A 24,184-nucleotide genomic window follows, 5' to 3' on the forward strand; every position below is an offset into this window, starting at 1 on the left:
GCAGTCTTCGCTACCGAAAGTCGAACCGTCAACAAGGGTGTGAGAAGCGATATCGACTTGATCTAGTCCAGCAACACCACGTCCACAGTGGACCCGGCGGGGACCTCGGTCACGTCCTCGGGGATCGTCAGCAGGCAGTTCGCCTTCGCCAGGCTGCCCAGCAGGTGCGATCCCGGGGCGCCCTGCAGGCTGACCTCGCCGGTCTCCGGGTCGAAGACCCCGCGCCGGAACTGCTTCCGGCTCGACGGGGCGACCAGCGGCTCGGCCAGCACGGCCTGCCTGCGGTGCCTCGCGAGCGCGGTGTGCCCGGCCGCGGCCAGGATCGCCGGGCGGACGAAGACCTCGAACGAGACCATCGAGCTCACCGGGTTGCCGGGCAGGGTCACCACCGCGAAGGCGTCCCGGTAGCGGCCGCAGCCCTGCGGCATCCCGGGCTGCATCGCGACCTTGGTGAACTCCACGCCGTTGCCCGCCAGGGCGTCCTTGACCACCTCGTACGCTCCTGCGCTGACCCCGCCCGAGGTGAGCAGCAGGTCGGCGGAGTCGAGGTGCTCCTGCAGCACCGCGTGGAACGCCTCGACGTCGTCGGGCACGAACCGCAGCGTCGTCGGCTCGCCACCGGCCTCCTCGACAGCGGCCGAGAGCATCAGCCCGTTGGACTCGTAGATCTGCCCGTTCTGCAGCTCCTCGCCGGGGGCGACCAGCTCGGAACCGGTGGAGAGCACCAGCACGCGCACGGGTCGGTGCACCGGCAGTTCGGCGGCGCCGACGGCAGCGGCCACGCCGAGCTGCGCGGCGCCGAGCCGGGTGCCCGCGGTGAGCACGGTCGTGCCTTCCGCGACGTCCTCGCCCGCGCGCCGCACGTGCGCGCCCGGCTGGACGGAAGCGAACAGCGCCACCGTCTCGGTGCTGCCGTCGGTGCGTTCCACCGGGATCACGGCGTCCGCGCCCGGCGGCAGCTGCGCGCCGGTCATGATCCGGTGCGCGGTGCCCGGCTGCAGCGGCGGCACGTCGACCCGCCCGGCCGGGATGTCCTCGGACACCGGCAGCTTCACCGGTGCGTCTTCGGACGCGTCGGTCAGGTCCACCGAGCGAACGGCGTAGCCGTCCATCGCGGAGTTGCTGAACGGCGGCAGCGGGATCGGCGCGACCAGATCGCGCGCCAGGGCGAGGCCGAGGCAGGTCTGCAGCGGGCGGGTCTCGACCGGAGTGCGGGTCAGCAGGGACGCGACCTTCGCCTCGTGGTCGGCCACCGAGGTCAGCTCGTTCGCGGGGTTGGAAGAGGACACGCACGCATCATCTGTCATCGGCACCCGCCGTGTCGCCATCGGCGTGGGATTGGTCGCTCCCGGGTGGGTGGCACAATGCCCGCCCGGTCAGGCGAGCGGACTTGCCTCGCAGCGAGAACCGCCTTCGTAGAATCGCGATGCCCTCGCCGAGCGGCGGCGTCGGCGAAGGGGGTTGTGCTGTGCAGGTCCGTACTCGTCACACGCCGTCGTACGGTGTCGCCCGGCTGATGCTGGCGCCGGGGGAGCCGGTGCGGGTGGAGTCCGGCTCGATGCTGGCCACCAGCTACGGCGTGACCGTCGAGTCGCGCGCGCAGGGCGGCTTCTTCAAGTCGCTGGCCCGCTCCGCGCTGGGCGGCGAGTCGTTCTACGTCTCCACCTACACCGCTCCGCAGCAGGGCGGGTGGGTCGACGTGGCCCCGACGCTGCCCGGCGACCTCAACGTGCTGGAGCTCGACGGCCGGGTCGGCTGGTGCGTGACCAAGGGCTGCTGGCTGGCCTCGGCGAGCACGGTCCAGGTCGAAACGCAGTGGGGCGGCTTCCAGAACCTCTTCGGCGGCGAGGGCGGTTTCCTCACCCGGCTCAGCGGGCACGGTTCCGCCGTCGTGGCCTGCTACGGCGCGCTGGACGTGGTGACCTTGCAGCCCGGCGAGTACGTCACGATCGACACCGGCCACGTCGTCGCCTACGCCGACACGGTGCAGAGCCAGCTGCGGCAGATGAACCAGGGCGTCGCGCAGTCGCTGAAGAGCGGCGAGGGCCTGGTCTTCGACTTCGCAGGCCCGGGGCAGGTGCTCACCCAGACCCGGAACCCGAACGGTCTGGTCGGCTGGTTGCGGGCGAACGGACTCGGCCCTCGTTCCTGAAAGAGCCTTTCCGGAGAAGTCCCCACCGCTGCGCGGAAGTGGAACCTGAATATTCTGCTCGGTCATTCGCAATGCTCGTGAATAGGGCTCGCGGGCCCGGTCGGCGCTGCGAGCCGGTTTCCCGGTCGGGGATTCACCGCCGTTTTATGCGGGGGTCGAGAACGATTGCGATATTTGGGGGAATTAGTCCGCTCCGATAACGCACAGTGTCCGACGAGGCCACCCGTTCGGCCCAGCGTTTAACGGAAAAGTCGTATTGCCGGACCCGCGACGAGCCAGATTTTCCGGAGTAGTGTGGCCGATGCTCCAGCGGCGGTAGCGTCGTGCATCACATTTTCTTGAGGAGGACGCCGTGGCGGTCGGCACGGTCAAATGGTTCAACTCGGAGAAGGGCTACGGATTCATCGCGACGGACGGTGGATCCGATGTGTTCGTCCATTACTCCGCGATCAACATGTCTGGTTTCCGCACCCTTTCTGAAGGGGATCGGGTCGAATTCGAGGTGAAAGCCGGCCGTGATGGCCGAACTCAAGCCGACGGCGTTCGCAAGGTCTGACGAGAACTTCGCTCCAGGTCGTCGTGCGGCCCGGTTCTCCTGACGGGGAACCGGGCCGCAGCGCGACGCGGCGCAAACGCCGAACCAGCACCCAGGCGTGATCTCCGCCGGTTAGGCTGGTCGACGTGTCGGAAGATTTGAGCGGGCAGCGGCTCGGCCACTACAAGATCGACAGCGTGCTCGGTCGCGGTGGGATGAGCGTGATGTACCGCGCCACCGACGTCCGGCTCGGCCGCAAGGTCGCGCTCAAGGTGATGGGGGAGCACATCACCGGCGACACGGAGTTCCGCGAGCGCTTCGTCGACGAGGCCCGCAACACCTCCGCCATCGACCACGCCAACATCGTGCCGCTCTACGACTTCGGCGAGGTCGACGGCATGCTGTTCATCGCGATGCGGCTGGTCGAGGGCTCCGACCTGGCGGGCCTGATCTCCGACGGGCCGATCTCGCCGAAGCGCACGCTGGAACTGCTCGGGCAGATCGCCGAGGCGCTGGACATGCTGCACGAGCGCGGTCTGGTGCACCTCGACCTCAAGCCGGCCAACGTGCTGGTCACCTCGCGGGAGTCCTCGCACGAGCACGTCTACCTCGCCGACTTCGGGCTGACCCGGCGCGGCGCCACCGGCCACCGCACCTCCTCCGGCGACTTCCTCGGTTCGCCGACCTACGCCGCGCCCGAGCACCTGCGCGGCGAGCCCGTCGACGGGCGCACCGACCAGTACGCGCTGGCCTGCATGCTGTTCGCCTGCCTGACCGGCCGACCGCCGTTCCAGGGCTCGGTGCAGGAGATCATCCAGGGCCACCTGAGCGCCGAACCGCCGACGCCGGGTTCGCTGGTGCTGCTCCCGCCGCCGATCGACGACGTGCTGCGCCGGGGCATGGCCAAGCGCGCCGACCAGCGCTACGCCAGCTGCCAGGACCTGATCGCCGCCGCCCGAGCCGCGCTCGGGCCCGCGGCGAGCGAGGCCCCGGCGCCGCCGCGCGTCGCCCAGCAGCCGGTCCAGCAACCGGTGCCCCCGGCGTCTCAGCCCTTCCCGCAGCAGGCGCCGCAGCACACCGGGCCGTACCCGCAGCAGAACTACCCCGGTTACCAGCAGCAGCCGGTGCGGCTGCGCCCGCCGATGCCCGCCGGATCCTCGTCGTTCACCAAGAGCTCGTCGGGCGGCGCGGCGAAGTGGATCGTGCCGGTTCTGGTGGTCATCGCGCTGCTGGTGATCGTCCTGCTGTTCGTGGCGATGGCCACGTCCGGCAGCGGTTCGAGCTCGCCGGCCACGCCCAACTCCGGGCCGCTGCCCACCTCGGTGCCCACCGCCGCCGGGTGAGTCGGCGACAGGTCGCTTGCACTCACCCCCGGTGAGTGCTAAACACGGTACTGGCACTCAGCAACGTTGAGTGCCAGGTCGGGACGGTGAGGTCGTTCCGGCGGCGCCAAATGACGGCGTCGTCGCGCGATCGTCCGTCGCGGGCACCGAGCCTGGCCGAGCAGAGTCCTGCCGTCGTGCACGCACCAGTGTGCACCGTCGGCGTCCAGACAGGTGGAGGACCACACCGCAATGGCCAAGATGATCGCGTTCGACGAGGACGCCCGCCGCGGTCTTGAGCGCGGCATGAACACCCTCGCCGACGCCGTCAAGGTGACGCTCGGCCCCAAGGGCCGGAATGTCGTGCTCGAGAAGAAGTGGGGCGCGCCGACCATCACCAACGACGGCGTCTCGATCGCCAAGGAGATCGAGCTCGAGGACCCGTGGGAGAAGATCGGGGCCGAGCTGGTCAAGGAGGTCGCGAAGAAGACCGACGACGTCGCGGGTGACGGCACCACCACCGCCACCGTGCTCGCCCAGGCCCTGGTTCGCGAGGGTCTGCGCAACGTCGCGGCCGGCGCCTCCCCGATCGCCCTGAAGAAGGGCATCGAGAAGGCCACCGAGGCGATCGCCGAGCAGCTGCTCAAGAACGCCAAGGAGATCGAGACCAAGGACCAGATCGCCGCCACCGCTGCGATCTCCGCCGGCGACCGTCAGATCGGCGAGCTCATCGCCGAGGCGATGGACAAGGTCGGCAAGGAAGGCGTCATCACCGTCGAGGAGAGCAACACCTTCGGGCTCGAACTCGAGCTCACCGAGGGCATGCGCTTCGACAAGGGCCTCATCTCGATGTACTTCGTGACTGACACGGAGCGCATGGAGGCCGTTCTCGACGACCCGTACATCCTGCTGCTGAGCAGCAAGGTCTCCAACGTCAAGGACCTCCTCCCGCTGCTGGAGAAGGTCATGCAGGCCAACAAGCCGCTGCTGATCATCTCCGAGGACGTCGAGGGCGAAGCCCTGTCGACCCTGGTGGTCAACAAGATCCGCGGCACCTTCAAGTCCGTGGCCGTCAAGGCCCCCGGCTTCGGCGACCGCCGCAAGGCGATGCTGCAGGACATGGCCGTCCTCACCGGCGGTCAGGTCATCAGCGAAGAGGTCGGCCTCAAGCTGGACACCGCTGACCTGAGCCTGCTGGGCCAGGCCCGCAAGGTCGTGGTGACCAAGGACGAGACCACCATCGTCGAGGGTGCCGGCGACGACGAGCAGATCGCCGGCCGGGTCAACGAGATCCGCGCCGAGATCGAGCGCTCGGACTCCGACTACGACCGCGAGAAGCTGCAGGAGCGCCTGGCCAAGCTGGCCGGCGGTGTTGCGGTCATCAAGGCCGGTGCGGCGACGGAGGTCGAGCTCAAGGAGCGCAAGCACCGCATCGAGGACGCGGTCCGCAACGCCAAGGCCGCGGTCGAGGAGGGCATCGTCGCCGGTGGTGGCGTGGCTCTGCTGCAGGCCGCGCAGACCGCTTTCGACGGCCTCAAGCTCGAGGGCGACGAGGCGACCGGTGCCAACAGCGTCAAGCTGGCCGTCGAGGCTCCGCTCAAGCAGATCGCGGTCAACGCCGGTCTCGAGGGTGGCGTCGTCGCGGAGAAGGTCAAGAACCTCACCTCCGGCCACGGCCTCAACGCCGCGACCGGCGAGTACGAGGACCTGGTGCAGGCCGGCGTCATCGACCCGGCCAAGGTCACCCGCTCGGCGCTGCAGAACGCCGCGTCGATCGCCGCGCTGTTCCTGACCACCGAAGCCGTGGTCGCGGACAAGCCGGAGAAGGGCGGGGACGCCGCTGCCGCGGCCGACCCGACCGGCGGCATGGGCGGCATGGGCTTCTGAGTCCAGTCGACAGCTGAGCGAAGGGCCGTCCCCGATGGGGGCGGCCCTTCGCCTTTGCGCCAGGCGGGCAGGTGACCCGGTCGGGTCACTCGCCGGTGTGTTGAACTGGGGGCGTCCGCCAGTGGATTGGATGGGGAGCTCGATGCGCGGTTTTGCCAGGTCGTTCGCGGTGTGCGCGGCCGGGATGATGGCCTTGGCCGGATGCACGAACTCCGCCCCACCACCGGATGAGCCCGCCCCGCAGAGCTCCGACGCGCTTCCCGGCGAGGGCATGCCGTCAGTGGTCCCGCAGCCGGAGCTGATCGACCGGCTGGGCGACGACGTCGCCGTGCGCGGCAAGGTCGAGGTCGTGGTGGACCCGCTGGTCGACCAGCAGACCAAGGGCCTCGCCGAGCAGGTGCTGGAGCTCGCCGGTGCCGACGAGGTCGAGTTCCGCGAGCCGGGCGCCCCGGCATCGGACGCCGCGCTGCGCGTGCGGATCGGGGAGCGCACCTCACCGACGCTGGTCAAGGGGCTGCAGGACTCGCGCATGGGCGCCCCGGTCCCGATGGAGAACGAGGCGTACGTGCTGGCGGTGCGACCGGACACCGACGCCGAGGTGATCATCGGCGCGTCCGATCCGGCCGGCGCCTACTACGGCGTGCAGACGCTGCGGCAGCTCATCTCGCCCGGCCGCATCGCGGGCGCCGTCGTGCTGGACCGGCCCGCGATGCCGCTGCGCGGCGCGATCGAGGGCTTCTACGGCCCGCCGTGGACGCACCAGGAGCGGATGGACCAGCTGGCGTTCTACGGCGACGTCAAGCTCAACACCTACATCTACGCGCCCAAGGACGACCCGTACCACCGGGAGAAGTGGCGCGAGCCCTACCCGGAGCAGGAGCTCGGCGAGGTGCGCGAGCTCATCGGTCAGGCCGGGGCGCACCACGTGAAGTTCACCTTCGCGCTCTCGCCGGGCAACTCCATCTGCTACAGCGACCCGCGCGATGTCCAGGCGGTGCAGGCGAAGCTGCAGGCCATGTACGACGAGGGCGTCCGCGACTTCTCGCTGCCGCTGGACGACATCTCCTACACGCGCTGGAACTGCGCCGGCGACGAGCAGGCCTACGGCCGCCCTTCGGAGGGCAGCGCCGGGCGGGCGCAGGCCGACCTGCTCAACCGGGTCCAGCGCGAGTTCGTCGACACGCACCCCGGGGTGGCGCCGCTGCAGTTCGTGCCCACCGAGTACTCCGACGTCGAGGACTCCGAGTACAAGACCGCGATCCGCGAGGTGCTGGATCCGCGGGTGCGGGTGATGTGGACGGGCGATGGCGTGATCCCGCGCCAGATCACGGTGTCCGACGCGAAGCAGGCCGAAGCGGTCTGGGGCCGCAAGGTCTTCCTCTGGGACAACTACCCGGTCAACGACTTCAACGGGTCGCGCGGGCGGATCATGCTCGGCACCTACGACAAGCGGGAGCGCGGGCTCAGCGATCAGCTGGCGGGCGACGTCGTCAACCCGATGAACCAGGCGGCGGCGAGCAAGGTCGTGGAGATCGGTGCGGCCGATTTCGCCTGGAACGACCAGGACTTCGACCCGCAGCGGGCGTGGCGCGCAGCCGCCGAGTACCTGGCGGGCAAGCGGCTCGCCGGTGAATCACCGGGCGTGCAGGCGGATCCGGCGACGGTGGAGGCGCTGCTGGCGTTCTTCGACCTGGAGCACATGGCGCCGGTCGCCAACGGCTCGGCCTGGCTCCCGCCCGCGCCGGAGCTGTCCCGCCGGATCGACGCGTTCCACGCGGCGTGGGCGGGCGGCGACCGCCAGGCGGCGGTCCGGGACCTGCGGTCCTACGCGGATCTCCTCGCGTCAGCGCCGAAGCGAATCCGGGCCGGGGCACCGCGGGACTTCGTGGCCGACACCGACCACTGGTTGACCGCCGCCGAGCACTGGTCCCAGGCCCTGCTCGCGACGGCCGACGGGCTCGACGCGCGCGCCAAGGGCGATGAGACCACGGCCAAGGCCCGCTTCGACGAGGCGAAGTGGGGCGTGGACGCGGCCAAGCGCGTCCGCTCCACCAACGCCGAAGTCCGTCCCGCGGGCCAGGTCCTGGTCGCCGACGGCGTCCTCGACACCTTCATCACCCAAGCCCCCGGAATGCGGTGAGCCGGAACCCCGGGCGACCGTGCCCGGGACATTTCCCAGTTTTAGTCCAAACCGAGCCATGATCATGTCCGAAATGTCGGCTCAGTTTGGACTAAGGAGTCGTTTCAGAATGCGGCGGAGCCGCTGTTTCAGGTGTGGGACTCAGCTGGCACCGCCGCGGGTTCTCACACGTCGTCTGGCGAGTACGCCGCGACGCCGTGTATTGGCATACATCAGGAGTGGCGCACGGAGTCCAGGCGGCGTGTGAGGTTCCGCTACCCGCACCGCCAAGCAAGGTGATTCTGCAACGACCCCTAAAACTGGGAAGTGGTGGCCGTGGCATCGTTGCGGGCGTGGTACTGAGTCCGCGCCGCCAGCTGAAGGGTCCCTGGAGGAGCTCCTAGAGCTGGGAAGCGCCGACGTCGTCGCGGAAGATGTTGGCCAGGTCGGTGTCGTTCGATTCCCAGCGGTCGTAGAGGGCGTCGCGGCCGTAGCGGGCGACCAGTTGCGACTCCGCGCGGGTGATCGGCACCAGCGTGATCAGCTGCAGCACCGGGCGGCCGCCGTCGTCCAGCAGCACGTCGAACTCATCGCCCAGGTAGGGGTGCGGGGCGGCGAGCGCGCCCGCGATCGCCGTGTCGGGCAGCAGGATCCGGTCGTTCATGATCAGCGCGCCGTAGCCGACGCGCGCCCGGGACTCGGTGAGCAGCTCCGCGATCACGGCTACCAAGTGCTTGGCGTGGAGCTCCTGGTCGCGGCGCAGCGTGCACAGCAGCTCCTGCGGCAGCGGCGCGCCCGCGGTGTGCTCGCGAAGTCCGCTGGTCAGCACGGTCACGTGCGCGCCGTCGGCGTGGTCGCAGTACACGAGGTTGTACGCGCGCTCCCGCCCACCGGCGCTGCGGCTGTCGGCACCCCGCACCCTGCCGACGTGCTTCTCCACGTGCGCCGGGAATCCCTCGAACGCGCTCATGCACCCACTCCAAGATCGACCGACGCGCATCCTAGCCGCGGGTGCCGAGCGACCGGCACCGCTGCCCGGGAGAGTGATCGTCGCCAGCGCGGCGTCCGGTCGAATACGCTCGGGGGGTGGCTGACGCTCTCGAGATGACATCACCGGCCGAGGTCGCAGCGGCGCTGGACGAGACCGGGTACCTGCCCGACGACGGGATCGCGACCGCGGCCTTCCTGGCAATGCGGATGCGGCGTCCGCTGCTGACCGAGGGCGAACCGGGCACCGGGAAGACGGCGCTCGCGCAGGCCCTGGCTACGGCGCTCGGCGTGAACCTGATCCGCTTGCAGTGCCACGAGGGCATGGACGCGGCTCAGGCGCTCTACGACTGGGACTTCCCGCGGCAGCTGCTGCACCTGCGCACCCTGGAAGCCGCGTCCGGTGGCGAGTTCGATGCCGACGCCGCCGAATCCTCCCTCTACACACCGCGATTCCTGCTGGCCCGCCCGCTGCTGCGCGCGTTGCAGGAGGCGCCGTGCGTGCTGCTGGTCGACGAGATCGACCGCGCCGACGACGAGTTCGAGGCGTTCCTGCTGGAGGTGCTGTCGGAGTACGCGGTCAGCATCCCGGAGTACGGCGAGGTCCGCGCCGTGCGGCCGCCGATCGTCATCCTCACCTCCAACCGCACGCGCGAGGTCCACGACGCCCTTAAGCGGCGGTGCCTCTACCACTGGCTGGAGCACCCGGACCTGGACCGCGAGGTCGCGATCCTCCGCCGCAGGCTTCCCGGGGTGGACTCCCGCTTGGCCGAGCAGGTCGCCGCGTCGCTCCAGCGGATGCGTCAGATGGAGCTGCTCAAGCCGCCGGGCGTGGCCGAGGCGATCGACTGGACCCAGGCCCTCCAGGCGTTGGGCGCGGACTCGCTCGACACGGAGACGGCCGCGACGACCCTCGGTGCCGTCCTCAAGTACCGCGAGGACGAAGCGCGGGTTCGGGCGTCGGGAATCCTCGCGCACTGACCGGAATCCGCGACCTGCGGTGGGAGGGGTGTTGACGGTGGAGACCGTGACCGGGTTGGTGGGGTTCGCCCGCGCCCTGCGGCATTCGGGGATGGCCGTGGGGCCCAACCGGGTGCAGAGCTTCCTGGCCGCCGTGCAGGAGGTCGGGGTCGACGACCGGGACGGCGTGTACTGGGCCGGGCGCCTCACGCTGTGCTCCGAGCCCGACGACGTCGCCCGCTACGACGCCGCGTTCGCGACCTGGTTCAGCGCCGAACCGTTGCGGGTGGAGCAGCCGGGGCAGACGGTGTCGCGACCGGCGAAGATCGCGGCCCTGAGCGCCGAGACCTCGGACGGCGAGGGGGAGGGCGAGTCGGAGGATCCCCTCGCGGCGGCCGCCAGCGACGCGGAGGTGCTGCGCGACCGGGACGTGACCGAGCTCAGCGAGGCCGAGCGGGATCACCTGCGGCGGATGCTGGCGGTGCTGCGCCCGGACCCGCCGACGCGCCCGGCGTTGCGGCGCGAGCCGGGCAAGCGCGGTGCGCTGAGCCCCCGCGCGACGTTGCGCGCGATGTTGCGCTCCGGGGGCGAGCCGGTGCGCCTGCCGCGGCAGCACCGCTCGCGCCGGGCTCGTCGCGTGGTGCTGCTGATCGACGTCTCCGGTTCGATGAGCCCGTACGCCGACGCGCTGCTGCGCTTCGCGCACGTGGTCGTGCGCCGGGCTCCGGCGAGCACGGAGGTCTTCACGCTCGGGACTCGGATGACCCGCGTGAGCAGGCAATTGCGCCAGCGCGATGCGGAATCGGCCCTCCAGGCGGCGTCGCGCGCGGTGCCCGACTTCTCCGGCGGTACACGGCTGGGTGACACTCTCCGGGTGTTCTTGGACAGGTGGGGCCAGCGCGGCATGGCGCGCGGTTCCGTCGTGGTGCTCTTCTCCGACGGATGGGAGCGCGGCGACGCCACCGACCTGGCCGAGCAGATGCGCCGGCTGCACCGGCTCGCCCGAGGCGTCATCTGGGCGAACCCGCACGCCGGTCATGACGGATATCAACCCGTGCAATCCGGAATTGTCGCGGCCCTCCCGCACGTTGACCGAATGGTGGCCGGTCACAGTCTGAGGTCGCTCGAAGACATCTGGTCATGGGTACGCAGGCTTTCGCGGTCCGGGGAGCAGGTTCCCGGGACTCCGGTCGGTGTCGTGTGATGCCGGTGCGGGTGGATGCTTGAAAGGGCCGGGGAGGCCCGTGGAGGTTGCTCCAATGGAGGTTGCCCCAATGGAGGTGCACCGTGCGTGACGTGTTGGATGACTTGACCAAGCGCTGGGAGGCCGGTGAGTCCGTCGGCCTGGGCACGGTGGTGGCCACGTTCCGCTCCGCGCCTCGCCCGCCTGGAGCGTCGATGCTGGTCACGCAGGACGGCGAGGCCGTCGGCAGCGTCTCCGGCGGCTGCGTGGAAGGCGCCGTCTACGAGGAGGGCTCCGCGGTCCTGGAGGGCTCGGAGCCGGTGCTGCGCCGCTACGGCGTCAGCGACGACGACGCCTTCGCGGTGGGCCTGACCTGCGGCGGGATCCTCGACGTCTTCATCGAGCGGATCGACCGCGAGACGTTCCCGGACCTCGACGAGGTCGCAACGTCGGTGCGCGCGGAGGAGCCGGTCGCGGTGGCGACCGTCGTGGAGCACCCGGAGCAGGAGAAGGTCGGCACCCACCTGCTGATCTGGCGCGAGCGGGTGCGCGGCACCTTCGGTTCGGCGCGGATGGACGACGCGGTGGTCGACGACGTGCGCGGCATGCTCGCCAGCGGCCGCAGCGGCGTCATCGAGTACGGGCCGCAGGGGCAGCGCCGCGGCGAGGGCATGCGGGTCTTCGTCAACTCCTTCGAGCCGCCGCCCCGGATGCTGGTCTTCGGCGCGATCGACTTCGCCGCCGCGATGGCCCGGATGGGCGCGTTCCTCGGGTACCGGGTCACGGTGTGCGACGCCCGCCCGGTGTTCGCGACCAACAGCCGGTTCCCCGGCGTCGACGACGTGGTCGTGGACTGGCCGCACCGCTACCTCGCCAACGAGGCGGAGGAGGGGCGTCTCGACGAGCGCACGGCCGTCATGGTGCTCACCCACGACCCGAAGTTCGACGTCCCGGTGCTCAAGGAAGCCCTGGGCATGAACGTCGGCTACATCGGCGCGATGGGGTCGCGCCGCACGCACGAGGACCGCTTGAAGCGGCTGCGCGAGGAGGGCGTGACCGAGGAGGAGCTGTCCCGCGTGTCGTCGCCGATCGGGCTCGACCTGGGCGCCCGGACCCCGGAGGAGACGGCCGTTTCCATCGCCGCGGAGCTGATCGCGCTGCGCTGGGGCGGCCGGGGTGTGAGGCTCTCCGACGTGGAGGGTCCGATCCACCACCACGACTGAGTGCGCTTGCTCTCGCCGGAACGGCGTAGGACCCTCTAGCCGAGTGACATCCGTCACTCGGCGGAAATCCACGTTCCCGAACGTTCGCGCTCCTGGCGAGGAGGCCGTTCCATGCCCCGCATCACCGTCAACGTAGACGGCACCAAGTACACCGATGAAGTGGAACCGAGAACGCTGCTCGTGCAGTACATGCGCGAACGGCTAGGCAAGGTGGGCACCGTCGTCGGGTGCGACACCGGCAACTGCGGCGCGTGCACCGTCCACATGGACGGGCACAGCGTGAAGTCCTGCTCGGTGCTGGCCGTGCAGGCCGACGGCCACGAAGTGACCACCATCGAAGGACTGTCCCAGGACGGCAAGCTGCACCCGCTGCAGGAGGCCTTCCACGACAACCACGCGTTGCAGTGCGGGTACTGCACGCCCGGCATGATCATGCAGGCGCTGGACCTGCTCGCCGAGGACCCGGAGCCGGACGAGCAGGCGGTCCGCGAAGGCATGGAGGGCAACCTCTGCCGCTGCACGGGCTACCAGAACATCGTCCGCGCGGTCCGCGACGCGGCCCAGCGGATGGAGCCCGGCGCCGGGCCCGCGGCCGAGCACACCGACGACACGCCCATGCAGCGCAAGCCCGCGGACGAGCGGACCGGTGCCGAAGCCGCGGGAGGTCGTCAGCCATGACCGCCACCGCAGAGCCGGAGCTCGGACGCTCCCGCAAGCGCAAGGAAGACGCGCGGCTGATCACCGGTCGCACGCGCTGGACCGACAACCTCGCCCCCAGCGGAACCCTGCACCTGGCGATTTTGCGCTCGCCGATGGGGCACGCCAAGATCACCGCGATCGACACCGAGGAGGCCGGTCAGGCCCCGGGCGTGATCGCGATCGTCACCGGCCGCGACATCGCGGACGTCCAGGGCAGCCTGCCGTGCGCGTGGCCGATCACCGAGGACATGAAGGCCCCGGCGGCACCGCCGATGGCCGTCGACGAGGTGCGCTTCGCCGGTGAGGCGGTCGCCATCGTGGCGGCGCGCTCGGCGGCGGAGGCGCGCGACGCGATGGACCTCATCGACGTCGACTACGAAGACCTGCCGGTCGTGCTGGACATGCGTTCGGCGATCGAGTCCGGATCGCCGCTGGTCCACGAGGACCTGGGCACCAACACCAACGCCGTGTGGACCTTCGACTCCGCCGAAGCCGGCACCGGCGGCGACGTGGAGCAGGCCCTGGCCGGGGCGGAGGTGCGCGTCGAGCGGACCTTCCGGCAGCAGCGGCTGATCCCGGCGTTCATGGAGCCGCGCTCGGTGGTCGTCGACCCGACCGGTGACCAGATCACCGTCTGGTCGGCCACCCAGGTCCCGCACATCCTGCGGGTCATGCTCGCCATGACCCTGGGCGTGCCGGAGAGCAAGGTCCGGGTCATCGCACCCGACGTGGGCGGCGGGTTCGGCGGGAAGCTGCAGGTCACGCCCGAAGAAGTGCTCGCGTTCGTGATGGCCCAGCGGCTCAACCGGCCGGTGAAGTGGACCGAAACCCGTTCGGAGACCATGGTTTCCGGGCACCACGGACGCGACCAGATCCAGAAGATGTCGATCGCGGCCACCCGCGACGGCCGCATCACCGGGCTCAAGGTCGAACTGCTCGCCGACATGGGTGCCTACCTGCGGCTGGTCACGCCCGGCGTGCCGATCCTGGGCGCGCTGATGTTCAACTCGATCTACAAGATCCCGGCGTACCACTTCAGCTGCACCAACGTGTTCACCAACAAGACGCCGACCGACGCCTACCGCGGCGCCGGACGCCCGGAGGCCACCTTCGGCATCGAGCGGATGATGGACGAACTCGCCGCCGAGCTGGGCATGGAACCCATGGAGCTGCGGCGGAAGAACTGGATCGCCCACGACGAGTTCCCGTACGACACCGTCGCAGGCCTGACCTACGACTCGGGCAACTACGAGGCCGCGACCGACAAGGCGATGGAGATGTTCGGCTACACCTCGCTGCGCGAGGAGCAGGAGCGCCGCCGCCGCGAGAACGACCCGGTGCAGCTGGGCATCGGCATCTCCACCTTCACCGAGATGTGTGGGCTCGCGCCCTCGCGGGTGCTGGGGTCGCTGTCCTACGGCGCTGGCGGCTGGGAGCACGCCTCGATCCGGATGCTGCCCACCGGCAAGGTCGAGGTCGTCACCGGCACCTCGCCGCACGGCCAGGGGCACGAGACGGCGTGGAGCCAGATCGTGGCCGACCGGCTCGGCGTGCCCTTCGACGACGTCGAGGTGCTGCACGGCGACACCCAGGTCTCTCCGCGCGGCCTGGACACCTACGGGTCCCGGTCGCTGGCGGTCGGCGGCATGGCCGTGGTCGCGGCCGCGGACAAGGTCATCGACAAGGCCCGGCCGATCGCCGCGCACATGCTCGAATGCGCCGAGGAGGACCTGGAGTTCGCCTCCGGTCGCTTCGGCGTGCGGGGCACCGACCGGGGCGTGGCGATGGGCGAGGTCGCGCTCGCGGTGTTCGCCGCGCACGACCTGCCGGACGGGGTGGAGCCGAACCTGGACTCCGACGCGACGTTCGACCCGGAGAACTTCTCCTTCCCGCACGGCACCCACCTCTGCGCGACCGAGGTGGACACCGAGACGGGCCGGGTGAAGATCCGCAAGTACGTGTGCGTGGACGACATCGGCTCGGTGATCAACCCGCTGATCGTGGAAGGCCAGGTGCACGGCGGACTCGCGCAGGGCATCGCGCAGGCGCTCTTCGAGGAGGCCGTCTACGACGAGACCGGCACGCTCACCACGGGCACGCTGGCCGACTACCTGGTGCCCTCGGCGGCCGACCTGCCCGAGTTCACCACCGATCGCACCGAGACCCGCGCGACCTCGAACGCCCTGGGCGTCAAGGGCGTCGGGGAGGCGGGAACCATCGCCTCCACTCCGGCGGTGGTCAACGCGGTCGTCGACGCGCTGCGCCCGATGGGCGTCAACGACGTCGAGATGCCCTGCTCGCCCCAGCGCGTGTGGCGGGCGGTGACCGGCGCTCGCGCGTCCGGCAAGACGGCACCCGAGGCCGGCGGCGGACTCGGTTCGATGAACCCCGAGGGAGGTTCCCAGTGATCCCGGCACAGTTCGAATACGTGGCGCCGTCGACCGTGGAAGAGGCGCTGGCCGCGCTCGCCGCGGCCGGTGAGGACGGCAAGGTGCTGGGCGGCGGGCAGAGCCTGCTGCCGGTGCTGCGGATGCGGATGGCCGATCCGAGCACGATTGTCGACGTCGGCCGCATCCCCGAGATGCGGGGTATCCGCGAGGAGGGCGACGCCCTCGTCGTCGGTGCCATGACCACCCACTACGAGGTGGCGCGGGATCCGCTGATCGCGCAGCACGCCCAGCTGCTCGCGCTGGCCACCCGCACGGTCGCCGATCCGCAGGTGCGCCACCGGGGCACCTTCGGCGGCTCGCTGGCGCACGCCGACCCGGCCGGTGACCTGCCCGCCCCGGCGCTCGCGCTGGAGGCGGAGATGGTCATCGCAGGCCCGTCCGGCAGGCGCACCGTGCCGGCCTCCGAGTTCTTCGTCGACTACTTCACCACCGCGCTGGAACCCACCGACCTGCTGGTCGAGATCCGGATGCCGAAGTGGACCGGCTGGAACGCCCACTACGAGAAGTTTAACCGCGTCGCCCAGGCGTGGTCGATCGTCGGCGTCGCGGCGGCCGTCCGGGTCTCCGGCGGCGCCATCGCCGAAGCCCGCATCGCGCTGACCAACATGGGACCCACCCCGGTCCGCGCCACGGGCGTGGAGCAGGCGCTGGTCGGGCAGCAGGCCACGGCCGAGGCGGTGCGCGCCGCGGCCAGGCACGCGACGGAGGGCACCAGCGCGCCGGGAGATGCCAGCGCCGACACCGACTACCGGGAGCACCTCGCCGAGGTGCTGACCGGACGAGCGGTGCTCGCGGCGGCGGGCGGCTGATCCGTCCGGACGAAGATCGGGCCTGGCGGCGTTCCTGCGGAACTCCTCGCCAGGCCCGAATCGTTCTGGTGGGCGAGTGGCCCGCCTCGCTGAGCCGAACGGGCTACCGGCGCGCCGTCCGGCCTGGGAGGCTTGAGGGCGGAGCGCGTTATAGCTTCAGACTCACACGCCGGCTCTGCGCCTGAGCCGCGAGCACGGTCGATCAGGAGGACCTTCCAGTGGAAATGCAGCACACGTTCAGCGTTCCGGTGCCGATCGACGCGGCCTGGAAGGCGATGATCGACCCGGAGCGGGTCGCTCCGTGCATGCCGGGCGCCACGCTCACCAAGGCCGAGGGCAACGAGTTCGCGGGCTCGGTGAAGGTCAAGCTCGGGCCGGTCACGCTGCTGTACAAGGGAACCGGCGTCTTCAAGGACGTCGACGAGAAGACCAGGCGCCTGGTCATCGACGCCAGCGGCAAGGACTCCCGGGGCAGCGGCACGGCCGCCGCGACGGTCGTGGTCAAGCTGACCGACGAGGGCGGCACCACGTCCGGGACCGTGGACACCGACCTGAAGGTCACCGGCAAGCCGGCGCAGCTCGGCCGTGGCCTGATCTCGGAGGTCGGCGGCAAGATCCTGAACCAGTTCGCCGACAACCTCTCCAAGAAGCTGGAATCCGAGCAGGAGGCCCCGGCGGCGCAGGAGACCTCGACCGGGACGCAGGGCTCCGAGGCCAAGACCTCCGAGACCAAGGCTTCCGAGTCGAAGGCTTCCGAGTCGAAGGGCGGCTCCAACGGCACGACCGCTGCGGCGGGTGCGGGCGCGGCCGGTGCCGCGGTGGGATCGGCGCGCAAGGACACCAGCTGGCGGGTCACCCCGGCGAGCGAGAACTCGTCGAGCCCGACCAGGGTCGCCGAGCCCGCCGCCAACGACGAGGCCATCGACCTGCTGGGGACCGCGGGAACTCCGGTCCTCAAGCGCGCCGTCCCGGCTGCGATCGGCCTGCTGGTGGCGTTCGTGGTGCTGCGCCGCTTCAAGAAGCGCCGCGCCCGCAAGCGCGCGGCCTGAGCCGCCGGCGTTCAGTCCCGAAGGAGCGCCCCGACCCGGCCCAGCCGGTCCAGCCACCACCGCTGCACGTCAGCGGGCGGCGTGGCCGCCGCGACCAGCGCCGGGTCGGGCTCCGGTGGTGTCGAGGGCACCGGCAGGAACCCCCGCTCGGGCAGCAGCGACTCGGCGACCACGTCGCCGTCGAGCAGCGCCATGGTGCCCAGCCCGCAGGCGAACGGCAGCTCGGGCAGCGCACCGGCCAGCGCCAGCTGCGCCGAGAGCCCCACGCTGGTCTCCACTGCCGAGGACACCACGCAGGGCAGCCCGGAGGCCTCCGCGACCTGCAGCGCGCGGCGCACTCCGCCCAGCGGGGTCGCCTTGATGATCGCCACGTCGGCGGCCCCGGCCACCGCGACCCGCAGCGGGTCCTCGGCTCGGCGGATGCTCTCGTCGGCGGCGATGCGCACGTCGACCTTGCGTCGCACGGCGGCGAGCTCCTCGATGCTCGGGCACGGTTGCTCGGCGTACTCCAGGCCGTGGGCAGCGGCGTCGAGCTCGCGGATGCGGCTGACGGCGGTGTCGACGTCCCAGGCGGCGTTGGCGTCGACTCGGATCGCGCCGTCCGGCCCGAGCGCGTCCCGGACCGCGGCGACCCGCTCGACGTCGTCGGCGGCGGACTGGCCCGGGTCGGCGATCTTGACCTTGGCGGTGCGGCACCCGGAGCGCGCCACGATCTGCGCGGCCTTCTCGGCGGAGACCGCGGGAACGGTGCAGTTCACCGGGATCCGGTCGCGGACCGGTTCCGGCCAGCTCTCACCGCAGGCCTCGAAGGCGGCCCGCAACCAGGGCACCGCCGCGGCGTCGTCGTAGTCCTCGAACGGGCAGAACTCGCCCCATCCGGCAGGCCCGGACAACAGCACCCCGCGCCGCACCGTGATCCCGCGGAACCGGTTGCGCATCGGCAACGCGTACACCCGGACCGCATCCAACTCCGCAGGATCGAAGCTCGCCATGCCCCGATCCTTTCAGCCCGAACCGACGCCCGCCTTCCCCGGTGAGGGGGCCGGTCAGGCGACGCTGGGGCGGCCGAGGTCGAAGACGTCGACCTCGAAGCGCGCCCACTGCTGGCGCAGCGCGGTCACGCCGTGGTCGAGGATGTAGTTGAGCTCGCCCAGCGTCACCGGGAGCAGCGTGAAGACCTGCAGCTGCTCGATCCCCTCCGGGTCGGTGAAGCGGGTGAACTCCGACGGGAAGATCGGGTGCCCGCTGGCCAGCACCCCGTGGAACTCGGTGCCCGGCAGCAGCGGCTTCTCGTTCGGCACGATCTGGTCGGGGACCAGGAAGGTCCGCTGCTGCACCAGCAGCTCCGAGGTGAGGTCGACCAGGTGGCGGGCGGCCTCGGCCTGCTCCCGGTAGACCGTGCAGGCCAGCTCCTGGGCGGGTTCGGCGCCCAGCGGCTGGAACCGCAGGCCGCTGCTGATCACCGTCGTCAGATGGAGCTCTTCCAGGAAGAAGAACACCAGACCGTAGCCGCGGTTGGTGCCGTGCACGTTCGGCGGTTCAGCGCCCGTGGGCGGACCGGCGTAGCGCTCCAGGTTCTCCGCGAGTCCGACGAAGCGGTGCGCACCGCCCATCGCCGGCCGTTCGTGCTCGGTTTCCATCCGATCTCCAGTGTCTTGCAGCTCAGACGCTGCGTTCGTTCATCGCAACGGTAGCTGCAAAGCAGCCGAACGCGGACACCTTTTGGGCGACGGCTATCCGGGGCTCACCGTTGTTCGCGTCACCCCACGTCAGGGAGGGCCGGGCCGAGCAGGTCGTCGGCGTCCACGATCCGGTACGCGTAGCCCTGCTCGGCGAGGAACCGCTGGCGGTGCGCCGCGTAATCGGTGTCCAAGGTGTCGCGCGAGACGACCGAGTAGAAGTGCGCCTGCTTGCGCTCCGACTTGGGTCGCAGCAGCCGACCGAGTCGCTGCGCCTCCTCCTGGCGCGACCCGAAGGTACCCGAAACCTGAACGGCGACGGAGGCTTCCGGCAGGTCGATCGAGAAGTTGGCGACCTTGGACACGACGAGCCGGTTGATCTCGCCGCGCCGGAACGCGTCGAAGAGCTCCTCGCGCTCCTTGTTCTTCGTCGACCCCTCGATGATCGGTGCGTCCAGCGCCTCGCCGAGCTCGTGCAGCTGGTCCAGGTATGCGCCGATGACCAGGGCCGGTTCGTCCGGGTGCTGGTCGAGGATCGCCTTGACCACCGGGGCCTTGGTGCGCGCGGTCGCGCAGAGCTTGTAGCGCTCCTCGGCCTCCGAGGTCGCGTACTGCAGGCGCTCGTTGTCGGTGAGCGTCACCCGCACCTCGACGCACTCGGCCGGCGCGATCCAGCCCTGCGCCTCGATGTCCTTCCACGGTGCGTCGTAGCGCTTCGGGCCGATCAGCGAGAACACGTCGCCCTCCCGGCCGTCCTCGCGGACGAGGGTGGCGGTGAGGCCGAGGCGGCGCCGGGACTGCAGGTCGGCGGTCATCCGGAAGACCGGGGCGGGCAGCAGGTGCACCTCGTCGTAGACGACCAGGCCCCAGTCGCGGGAGTCGAACAGCTCCAGGTGCTTGTACTCGCCCTTGGAGCGGCGGGTGATCACCTGGTAGGTCGCGATGGTGACCGGCCGGATCTCCTTCTTCTCACCGGAGTACTCGCCGATCTCCTCCTCGGTCAGCGAGGTGCGCTCGATCAGCTCGCGCTTCCACTGGCGGCCCGCGACGGTGTTGGTGACCAGGATCAACGTGGTCGCGGCGGCCTCGGCCATCGCCGCGGCGCCGACCAGCGTCTTGCCCGCGCCGCAGGGCAGCACGACGACGCCGGAGCCGCCGGCCCAGAACGACTGCACGGCCTGGCGCTGGTAGTCGCGCAGGTTCCAGCCGTCCTGGTGGAGCTCGATGGGGTGCGCCTCGCCGTCGACGTACCCGGCGAGGTCCTCGGCGGGCCAGCCGACCTTGAGCAGCATCTGCTTGAGGCGCCCGCGCTCGCTGGGGTGCACCACCACGGTGTCGTCGTCGACGCGGGCGCCGAGCATCGGGGCGATCTTCTTGTTCCGCAGGACCTCTTCGAGCACGGCCCGGTCGAGGGAGACCAGCACGAGCCCGTTCGCGGGGTCGTTGGTCAGCTGCAACCGGCCGAACCGGCCCATGGTCTCGACGATGTCGACCAGCAGCGGCTGCGGGACGGGGTAGCGGGAGAAGCGGACCAGTCCGTCGACGACCTGCTCCGCGTCGTGCCCGGCGGCACGCGCGTTCCACAGCGCCAGCGGCGTGATCCGGTAGGTGTGCACGTGCTCCGGCGCGCGCTCCAGCTCGGCGAACGGTGCGATGGCGGTGCGCGCGTCGTCGGCGAGGTCGTGATCGACCTCGAGCAGCAGCGTCTTGTCGGACTGGACGATCAGGGGTCCGTCGGTCAAGGTGAGCGCTCCCTCGGGGGTCGGGTGGCGTTTCCGCAGGTGATCGACACTATCGGCAGCCACCATCAGGACTCCCGCCCCAGTATTCCACTCGTCCGGGACGTCCCCGCGGGCTCCAGCCCCCGCGAAGCCCCGAAGTGACCCAAATCGCCCGCCCACGTCGGGGAGGAACGTCACCACGTGCACTCCGGGTGCGTGCCCGGGGCTCGGGGTTCTGGCGGGCGGGGTTGTGGGTTGGGGTGGCGGGTGCGAGCGTTTCGTCGATCTTGTTCAGGTGTGCGACGAGGTGAGGCGCTATGACTGCGGACGATGCCGGGGAGCGGCTGCGGGAGCTGGAGGCCGGGGCTGCGGAGAATGGCCGGGCCCCGTTGGCGGACGTGCTGGAGCTGTTCGACTCCCTGCCCGCCGTGCGCGCGGAGGAGCTGGCCGGGACGTGGCGCGGCAACGGGATCGCGACCGGGAACCCGCTCGACGGTCTGCTGGAGCGGTTCGGCTGGTACGGCAAGAGCTTCGACGGCCCCGAGCGGGCCCACCCGCTGCTGTTCCGCGGCAAGGGCGACCAGGTGGTGAGCATCAACCCCGCGTTCGTCCCGATCGGCCTGATGCTGAAGGTCGTCGACAAGCTCGACAGCCCCGTCGTGGCGACGCTGTTCCGCCTCCTGATGCCGCTGTTGACCACGCAAGAACCCCGCGCCCGGCTGCGGATGGTCGAGTACCGGGGCGTGTCGTCGGCCGCGATGGTCTACGACGCGCTGCCGATCTACGACCCGTTCCGCGCGGTCGACGACAACACCCTGCTGTGCGCGATGGACCTGCGCGGCGCGGACGCGCCCTTCCTGTTCGTCCTGCGCCGGGAAGCCGCGTAATCGAGAGTTTTGCCTGGCTGGGTAGATTGCTCGTGGCGAACACGATTTCGGAGGACTTGTGACCTACCCACCGCAACCGGATCCGCACGGTGCGCAATCCGGGCCGCATCCGGGTGGCTGGCAGCCCGGGCAGACCCCGCAGCAGGGCTACCAGTACCCGCAGCAGGGGTCGGACGCCTTCTGGCGCCAGGTCGCGGGCGGTCAGCAGCAGTTCCCGCAGCCGCCGAAGAAGTCGCGGACCGGCCTGATCGTCGGGCTCGTGGTCGGTGGCGTGCTGCTGCTGGTGGGTGGTGCCCTCGCGGTGACGTTCGCGTTGTCCGCGGCGGGCCGCGTCGAGGCCGGTGACTGCATGTCGCTGCGCGACGAGCGGGGCGGCCCGATGCACGGCGCGGACTGCGGTTCCGCGGAGTCCGACTACGAGGTCGTCGAGGTCAAGGACAGCAGTCACGCCGAGTGCGGCGACGACTACGTCAACTACACCGGGGGCAAGTCCTACTGCATCGTCCTCGACGTCAAGGTGGGCGACTGCCTGACGGCGTTCCAGGACGACCAGGAGGTGCTCCCGCTGAAGATCGAGTGCTCGCGCTCGGAGGACCAGATCACCCGGATCGCCGGTGGTCAGGACCCGGAGACGGCGTGCGGGCCGAACGAGGGCTACTACGTCTTCAGCCGCAAGACCGTGTGCTTCGGGGACGTCCGGGGCATCTGATGATTACTACCGCTAACGAAGTCGGTCTGCTGTGATGGGATCCGACGATCGGCGTGTCGAGGAGGCAGTTCGCATGGGCGGCGAGGATCGCACGGTCCGCGACATCACCAGGGGGCTGATGCGCGACCTCGGGTTGACCACGGTGTTCGGCAACCCGGGCACGACCGAGGTCCCCTTCCTGACCGGATGGCCCGACGACTTCCACTACGTCCTGGGCTTGCAGGAGTCGGTCGTCGTCGCGATGGCCGACGGCTACGCGCAGTCCCGTCGCGAGCCGGTGCTGGTCAACTTGCACTCCGCCGGTGGCGTCGGGCACGCGCTGGGCGCGGTGTTCACCGCCTACCGCAACCGCACGCCGATGATCATCACCGCCGGCCAGCAGACCCGCAGCCTGATGTTCGGCGAGCCGTTCCTGGGTGCCACCGAGGCCCCGAACTTCCCCAAGCCGTACGTGAAGTGGAGCTACGAGCCGGCCCGCGCCGCTGACGTGCCGGCCGCGCTGGTGCGCGCCTACCAGATGGCCACCACGCCGCCGTACGGTCCGGTCTTCCTGTCCGTCCCGGCCGACGACTGGGACGAGCCCGGTGTCGAGGTCCAGGCTCGTCCGCGCACTCCCGGTTTCGCGCCGGATCCCGAGGCGGTCGCGGGACTCGCCGAGGCGCTGCGCCGCTGCGAGCGGCCCGCGTTCGTGACCGGTCCGGCGGTCGACGCCGACGGGGTGGTCGACGAGATGGTGCGCCTGGCGGAGAAGACAAAGGCGGCGGTGTTCGCGCCCCCGATGTCGCCGCGCTGCTCCTTCCCGGAGGATCACCCGTGCTTCGCCGGGTTCCTGCAGCCCGAGCAGCGGTTGCTCAGCGAGGAGCTCTCCGGCTACGACCTGGTCGTGGTGTGGGGCGCGCCTGCGTTCACCTACCACGTCTACCGGGGTGAGAACGACACCGCGCTGCCCGAGCTGTTCCTGGTCCACGACGATCCCGACGTGCTCGCGAGGGCCCGCGTCGGACGCGGCGTGATGGGCACGATGGCGCACTCGGTTCCGCAGGTCAACGCGCTGATCGACGAGCTGGACCGGCCCTCGCCGACGGCCATGTCGCGGCCCGCCAAGCCCGCCGCGAGCACGCCGATGACCGCCTCCTACGTCTTCGACACCCTCGTCGGGCAGCTGCCCGAGGACGCGGCGGTCGTCGAGGAGACCCCCAGCCACCGCAACGACCTGCACGAGTACTTCCCGGTCCGCTCCACCGACGGCGGGTTCTTCACCGGTTTCTCGGGCGCGCTGGGCTACGGCGTCGGCGCGGCGGTCGGCGTCGGCATGGCGAACCCGGCCAGGCGGACGGTGGCGCTGCTGGGCGACGGCTCCAGCATGTACGGCATCCAGTCGCTGTGGACCGCGGTGCGGGAGCAGGCACCGGTCACCTTCGTGATCATGGACAACTCGCGGTACGCGGCGGTCGCGGTGCTGGGCGAGGCCGCGGGCGGCAGCAAGCTGCCCGGCGTGGACCTGGGCGGCATCGACTTCGTCTCGCTGGCCACCAGCCTCGGTTGCCCGGCCAAGCTCGTGCAGACCCCGGAGGAGCTCGCTCAGGCGCTGCCGGAGGAGTTCGCGGGCAAGCAGGGCCCCAGCCTCCTGCACATCAAGGTCGACCCTGGTCAGCGATTCCTGTACTGATCACCGCTCCTGGAGGGGCGGTGGACGCCCCCGGTGGCAGTTTTGGTCCGAACCGTCCATGATCAACGTCCCATTTGCCCGGTCAATTCGGACCAAAACTGCCCGGTCGCGACGAGAAGCGGCCCCGACCTCATGTGGTCGGGG

Annotated in this window: 20 protein-coding genes; 15 read left to right on the plus strand and 5 right to left on the minus strand. The window is 70.6% G+C overall.

Features of this window, described 5'->3' with window-relative positions; genetic code table 11:
- Window positions 1–62 precede the first annotated feature (62 nt).
- Window positions 63–1,307, minus strand: a complete 1,245-nt coding sequence (gene moeA / locus ACYVF3_RS11715) for a molybdopterin molybdotransferase MoeA (RefSeq protein ID WP_461154245.1) — start codon at window positions 1,305–1,307, stop codon at window positions 63–65.
- A gap of 161 nt (window positions 1,308–1,468) precedes the next feature.
- On the opposite strand from moeA, the gene ACYVF3_RS11720 reads away from it, so the two are divergent.
- The 5 genes from ACYVF3_RS11720 (at window position 1,469) to ACYVF3_RS11740 (ending at window position 8,036) form a co-directional block, all read left to right on the plus strand.
- On the plus strand, window positions 1,469–2,152 hold the full coding sequence (locus ACYVF3_RS11720) for a TIGR00266 family protein (protein ID WP_461154287.1): 684 nt from the start codon (window positions 1,469–1,471) through the stop codon (window positions 2,150–2,152).
- Between the two features lie 352 nt (window positions 2,153–2,504).
- On the plus strand, window positions 2,505–2,708 hold the full coding sequence (locus ACYVF3_RS11725) for a cold-shock protein (protein WP_093268692.1): 204 nt from the start codon (window positions 2,505–2,507) through the stop codon (window positions 2,706–2,708).
- Between the two features lie 125 nt (window positions 2,709–2,833).
- Window positions 2,834–4,030: a serine/threonine protein kinase gene (locus ACYVF3_RS11730; RefSeq protein ID WP_461154246.1), complete on the plus strand. Its 1,197-nt coding sequence runs from the start codon at window positions 2,834–2,836 to the stop codon at window positions 4,028–4,030.
- Window positions 4,031–4,261: 231 nt separating this feature from the next.
- Window positions 4,262–5,896: a chaperonin GroEL gene (groL, locus tag ACYVF3_RS11735; RefSeq protein WP_145744920.1), complete on the plus strand. Its 1,635-nt coding sequence runs from the start codon at window positions 4,262–4,264 to the stop codon at window positions 5,894–5,896.
- 142 nt (window positions 5,897–6,038) lie between these two features.
- The gene (locus ACYVF3_RS11740) at window positions 6,039–8,036 is read left to right on the plus strand and encodes a beta-N-acetylhexosaminidase family protein (protein ID WP_461154247.1); all 1,998 of its coding nucleotides are present in this window, start codon (window positions 6,039–6,041) and stop codon (window positions 8,034–8,036) included.
- Window positions 8,037–8,415: 379 nt separating this feature from the next.
- On the opposite strand, the gene ACYVF3_RS11745 is transcribed toward ACYVF3_RS11740, so the two are convergent.
- Entirely contained in the window at window positions 8,416–8,985 is a 570-nt protein-coding gene (locus ACYVF3_RS11745; protein WP_461154248.1) for a suppressor of fused domain protein, read from the minus strand.
- A gap of 134 nt (window positions 8,986–9,119) precedes the next feature.
- On the opposite strand from ACYVF3_RS11745, the gene ACYVF3_RS11750 reads away from it, so the two are divergent.
- From ACYVF3_RS11750 to ACYVF3_RS11780, 7 genes are all read left to right on the plus strand, one after another.
- Complete coding sequence (locus ACYVF3_RS11750) at window positions 9,120–9,983, plus strand: AAA family ATPase (protein WP_461154288.1); 864 nt, start codon at window positions 9,120–9,122, stop codon at window positions 9,981–9,983.
- A 91-nt stretch (window positions 9,984–10,074) separates the two neighbouring features.
- Window positions 10,075–11,166 (plus strand): vWA domain-containing protein, encoded by a 1,092-nt coding sequence (locus ACYVF3_RS11755; RefSeq protein WP_461154289.1) that lies wholly within the window; start codon window positions 10,075–10,077, stop codon window positions 11,164–11,166.
- Between the two features lie 83 nt (window positions 11,167–11,249).
- Window positions 11,250–12,368 (plus strand): XdhC family protein, encoded by a 1,119-nt coding sequence (locus ACYVF3_RS11760; RefSeq protein WP_461154249.1) that lies wholly within the window; start codon window positions 11,250–11,252, stop codon window positions 12,366–12,368.
- 111 nt (window positions 12,369–12,479) lie between these two features.
- Complete coding sequence (locus ACYVF3_RS11765) at window positions 12,480–13,046, plus strand: (2Fe-2S)-binding protein (protein ID WP_461154250.1); 567 nt, start codon at window positions 12,480–12,482, stop codon at window positions 13,044–13,046.
- A complete protein-coding gene (locus ACYVF3_RS11770; RefSeq protein ID WP_461154251.1) occupies window positions 13,043–15,475 on the plus strand; it encodes a xanthine dehydrogenase family protein molybdopterin-binding subunit in 2,433 nt (810 codons plus the stop codon). The genes ACYVF3_RS11765 and ACYVF3_RS11770 overlap by 4 nt, the downstream gene beginning before the upstream one ends.
- Entirely contained in the window at window positions 15,472–16,326 is an 855-nt protein-coding gene (locus ACYVF3_RS11775; RefSeq protein ID WP_461154252.1) for an FAD binding domain-containing protein, read from the plus strand. The genes ACYVF3_RS11770 and ACYVF3_RS11775 overlap by 4 nt, the downstream gene beginning before the upstream one ends.
- 218 nt (window positions 16,327–16,544) lie before the next feature.
- Window positions 16,545–17,375, plus strand: a complete 831-nt coding sequence (locus ACYVF3_RS11780; RefSeq protein WP_461154253.1) for an SRPBCC family protein — start codon at window positions 16,545–16,547, stop codon at window positions 17,373–17,375.
- Window positions 17,376–17,386: 11 nt separating this feature from the next.
- Here ACYVF3_RS11780 and ACYVF3_RS11785 read toward each other — a convergent pair whose 3' ends face one another.
- From ACYVF3_RS11785 to ACYVF3_RS11795, 3 genes are all read right to left on the minus strand, one after another.
- Complete coding sequence (locus tag ACYVF3_RS11785; RefSeq protein WP_461154254.1) at window positions 17,387–18,367, minus strand: o-succinylbenzoate synthase; 981 nt, start codon at window positions 18,365–18,367, stop codon at window positions 17,387–17,389.
- 54 nt (window positions 18,368–18,421) lie between these two features.
- A complete protein-coding gene (locus tag ACYVF3_RS11790; protein WP_461154255.1) occupies window positions 18,422–19,015 on the minus strand; it encodes a suppressor of fused domain protein in 594 nt (197 codons plus the stop codon).
- Between the two features lie 119 nt (window positions 19,016–19,134).
- A complete protein-coding gene (locus tag ACYVF3_RS11795) occupies window positions 19,135–20,796 on the minus strand; it encodes a DNA repair helicase XPB (RefSeq protein ID WP_461154256.1) in 1,662 nt (553 codons plus the stop codon).
- 296 nt (window positions 20,797–21,092) lie between these two features.
- Here ACYVF3_RS11795 and ACYVF3_RS11800 point away from each other — a divergent pair, with 296 nt between their 5' ends.
- The 3 genes from ACYVF3_RS11800 (at window position 21,093) to mdlC (ending at window position 24,040) form a co-directional block, all read left to right on the plus strand.
- Window positions 21,093–21,662, plus strand: coding sequence for a DUF4334 domain-containing protein (locus ACYVF3_RS11800; RefSeq protein WP_461154257.1), 570 nt, complete (start codon window positions 21,093–21,095; stop codon window positions 21,660–21,662).
- Window positions 21,663–21,720: 58 nt separating this feature from the next.
- Window positions 21,721–22,371, plus strand: a complete 651-nt coding sequence (locus ACYVF3_RS11805) for an LppU/SCO3897 family protein (protein ID WP_461154258.1) — start codon at window positions 21,721–21,723, stop codon at window positions 22,369–22,371.
- 73 nt (window positions 22,372–22,444) lie between these two features.
- Complete coding sequence (gene mdlC / locus ACYVF3_RS11810) at window positions 22,445–24,040, plus strand: benzoylformate decarboxylase (RefSeq protein ID WP_461154259.1); 1,596 nt, start codon at window positions 22,445–22,447, stop codon at window positions 24,038–24,040.
- The last annotated feature ends 144 nt before the right edge of the window (window positions 24,041–24,184 follow it).

This window comes from Saccharopolyspora tripterygii, from assembly GCF_054778355.1.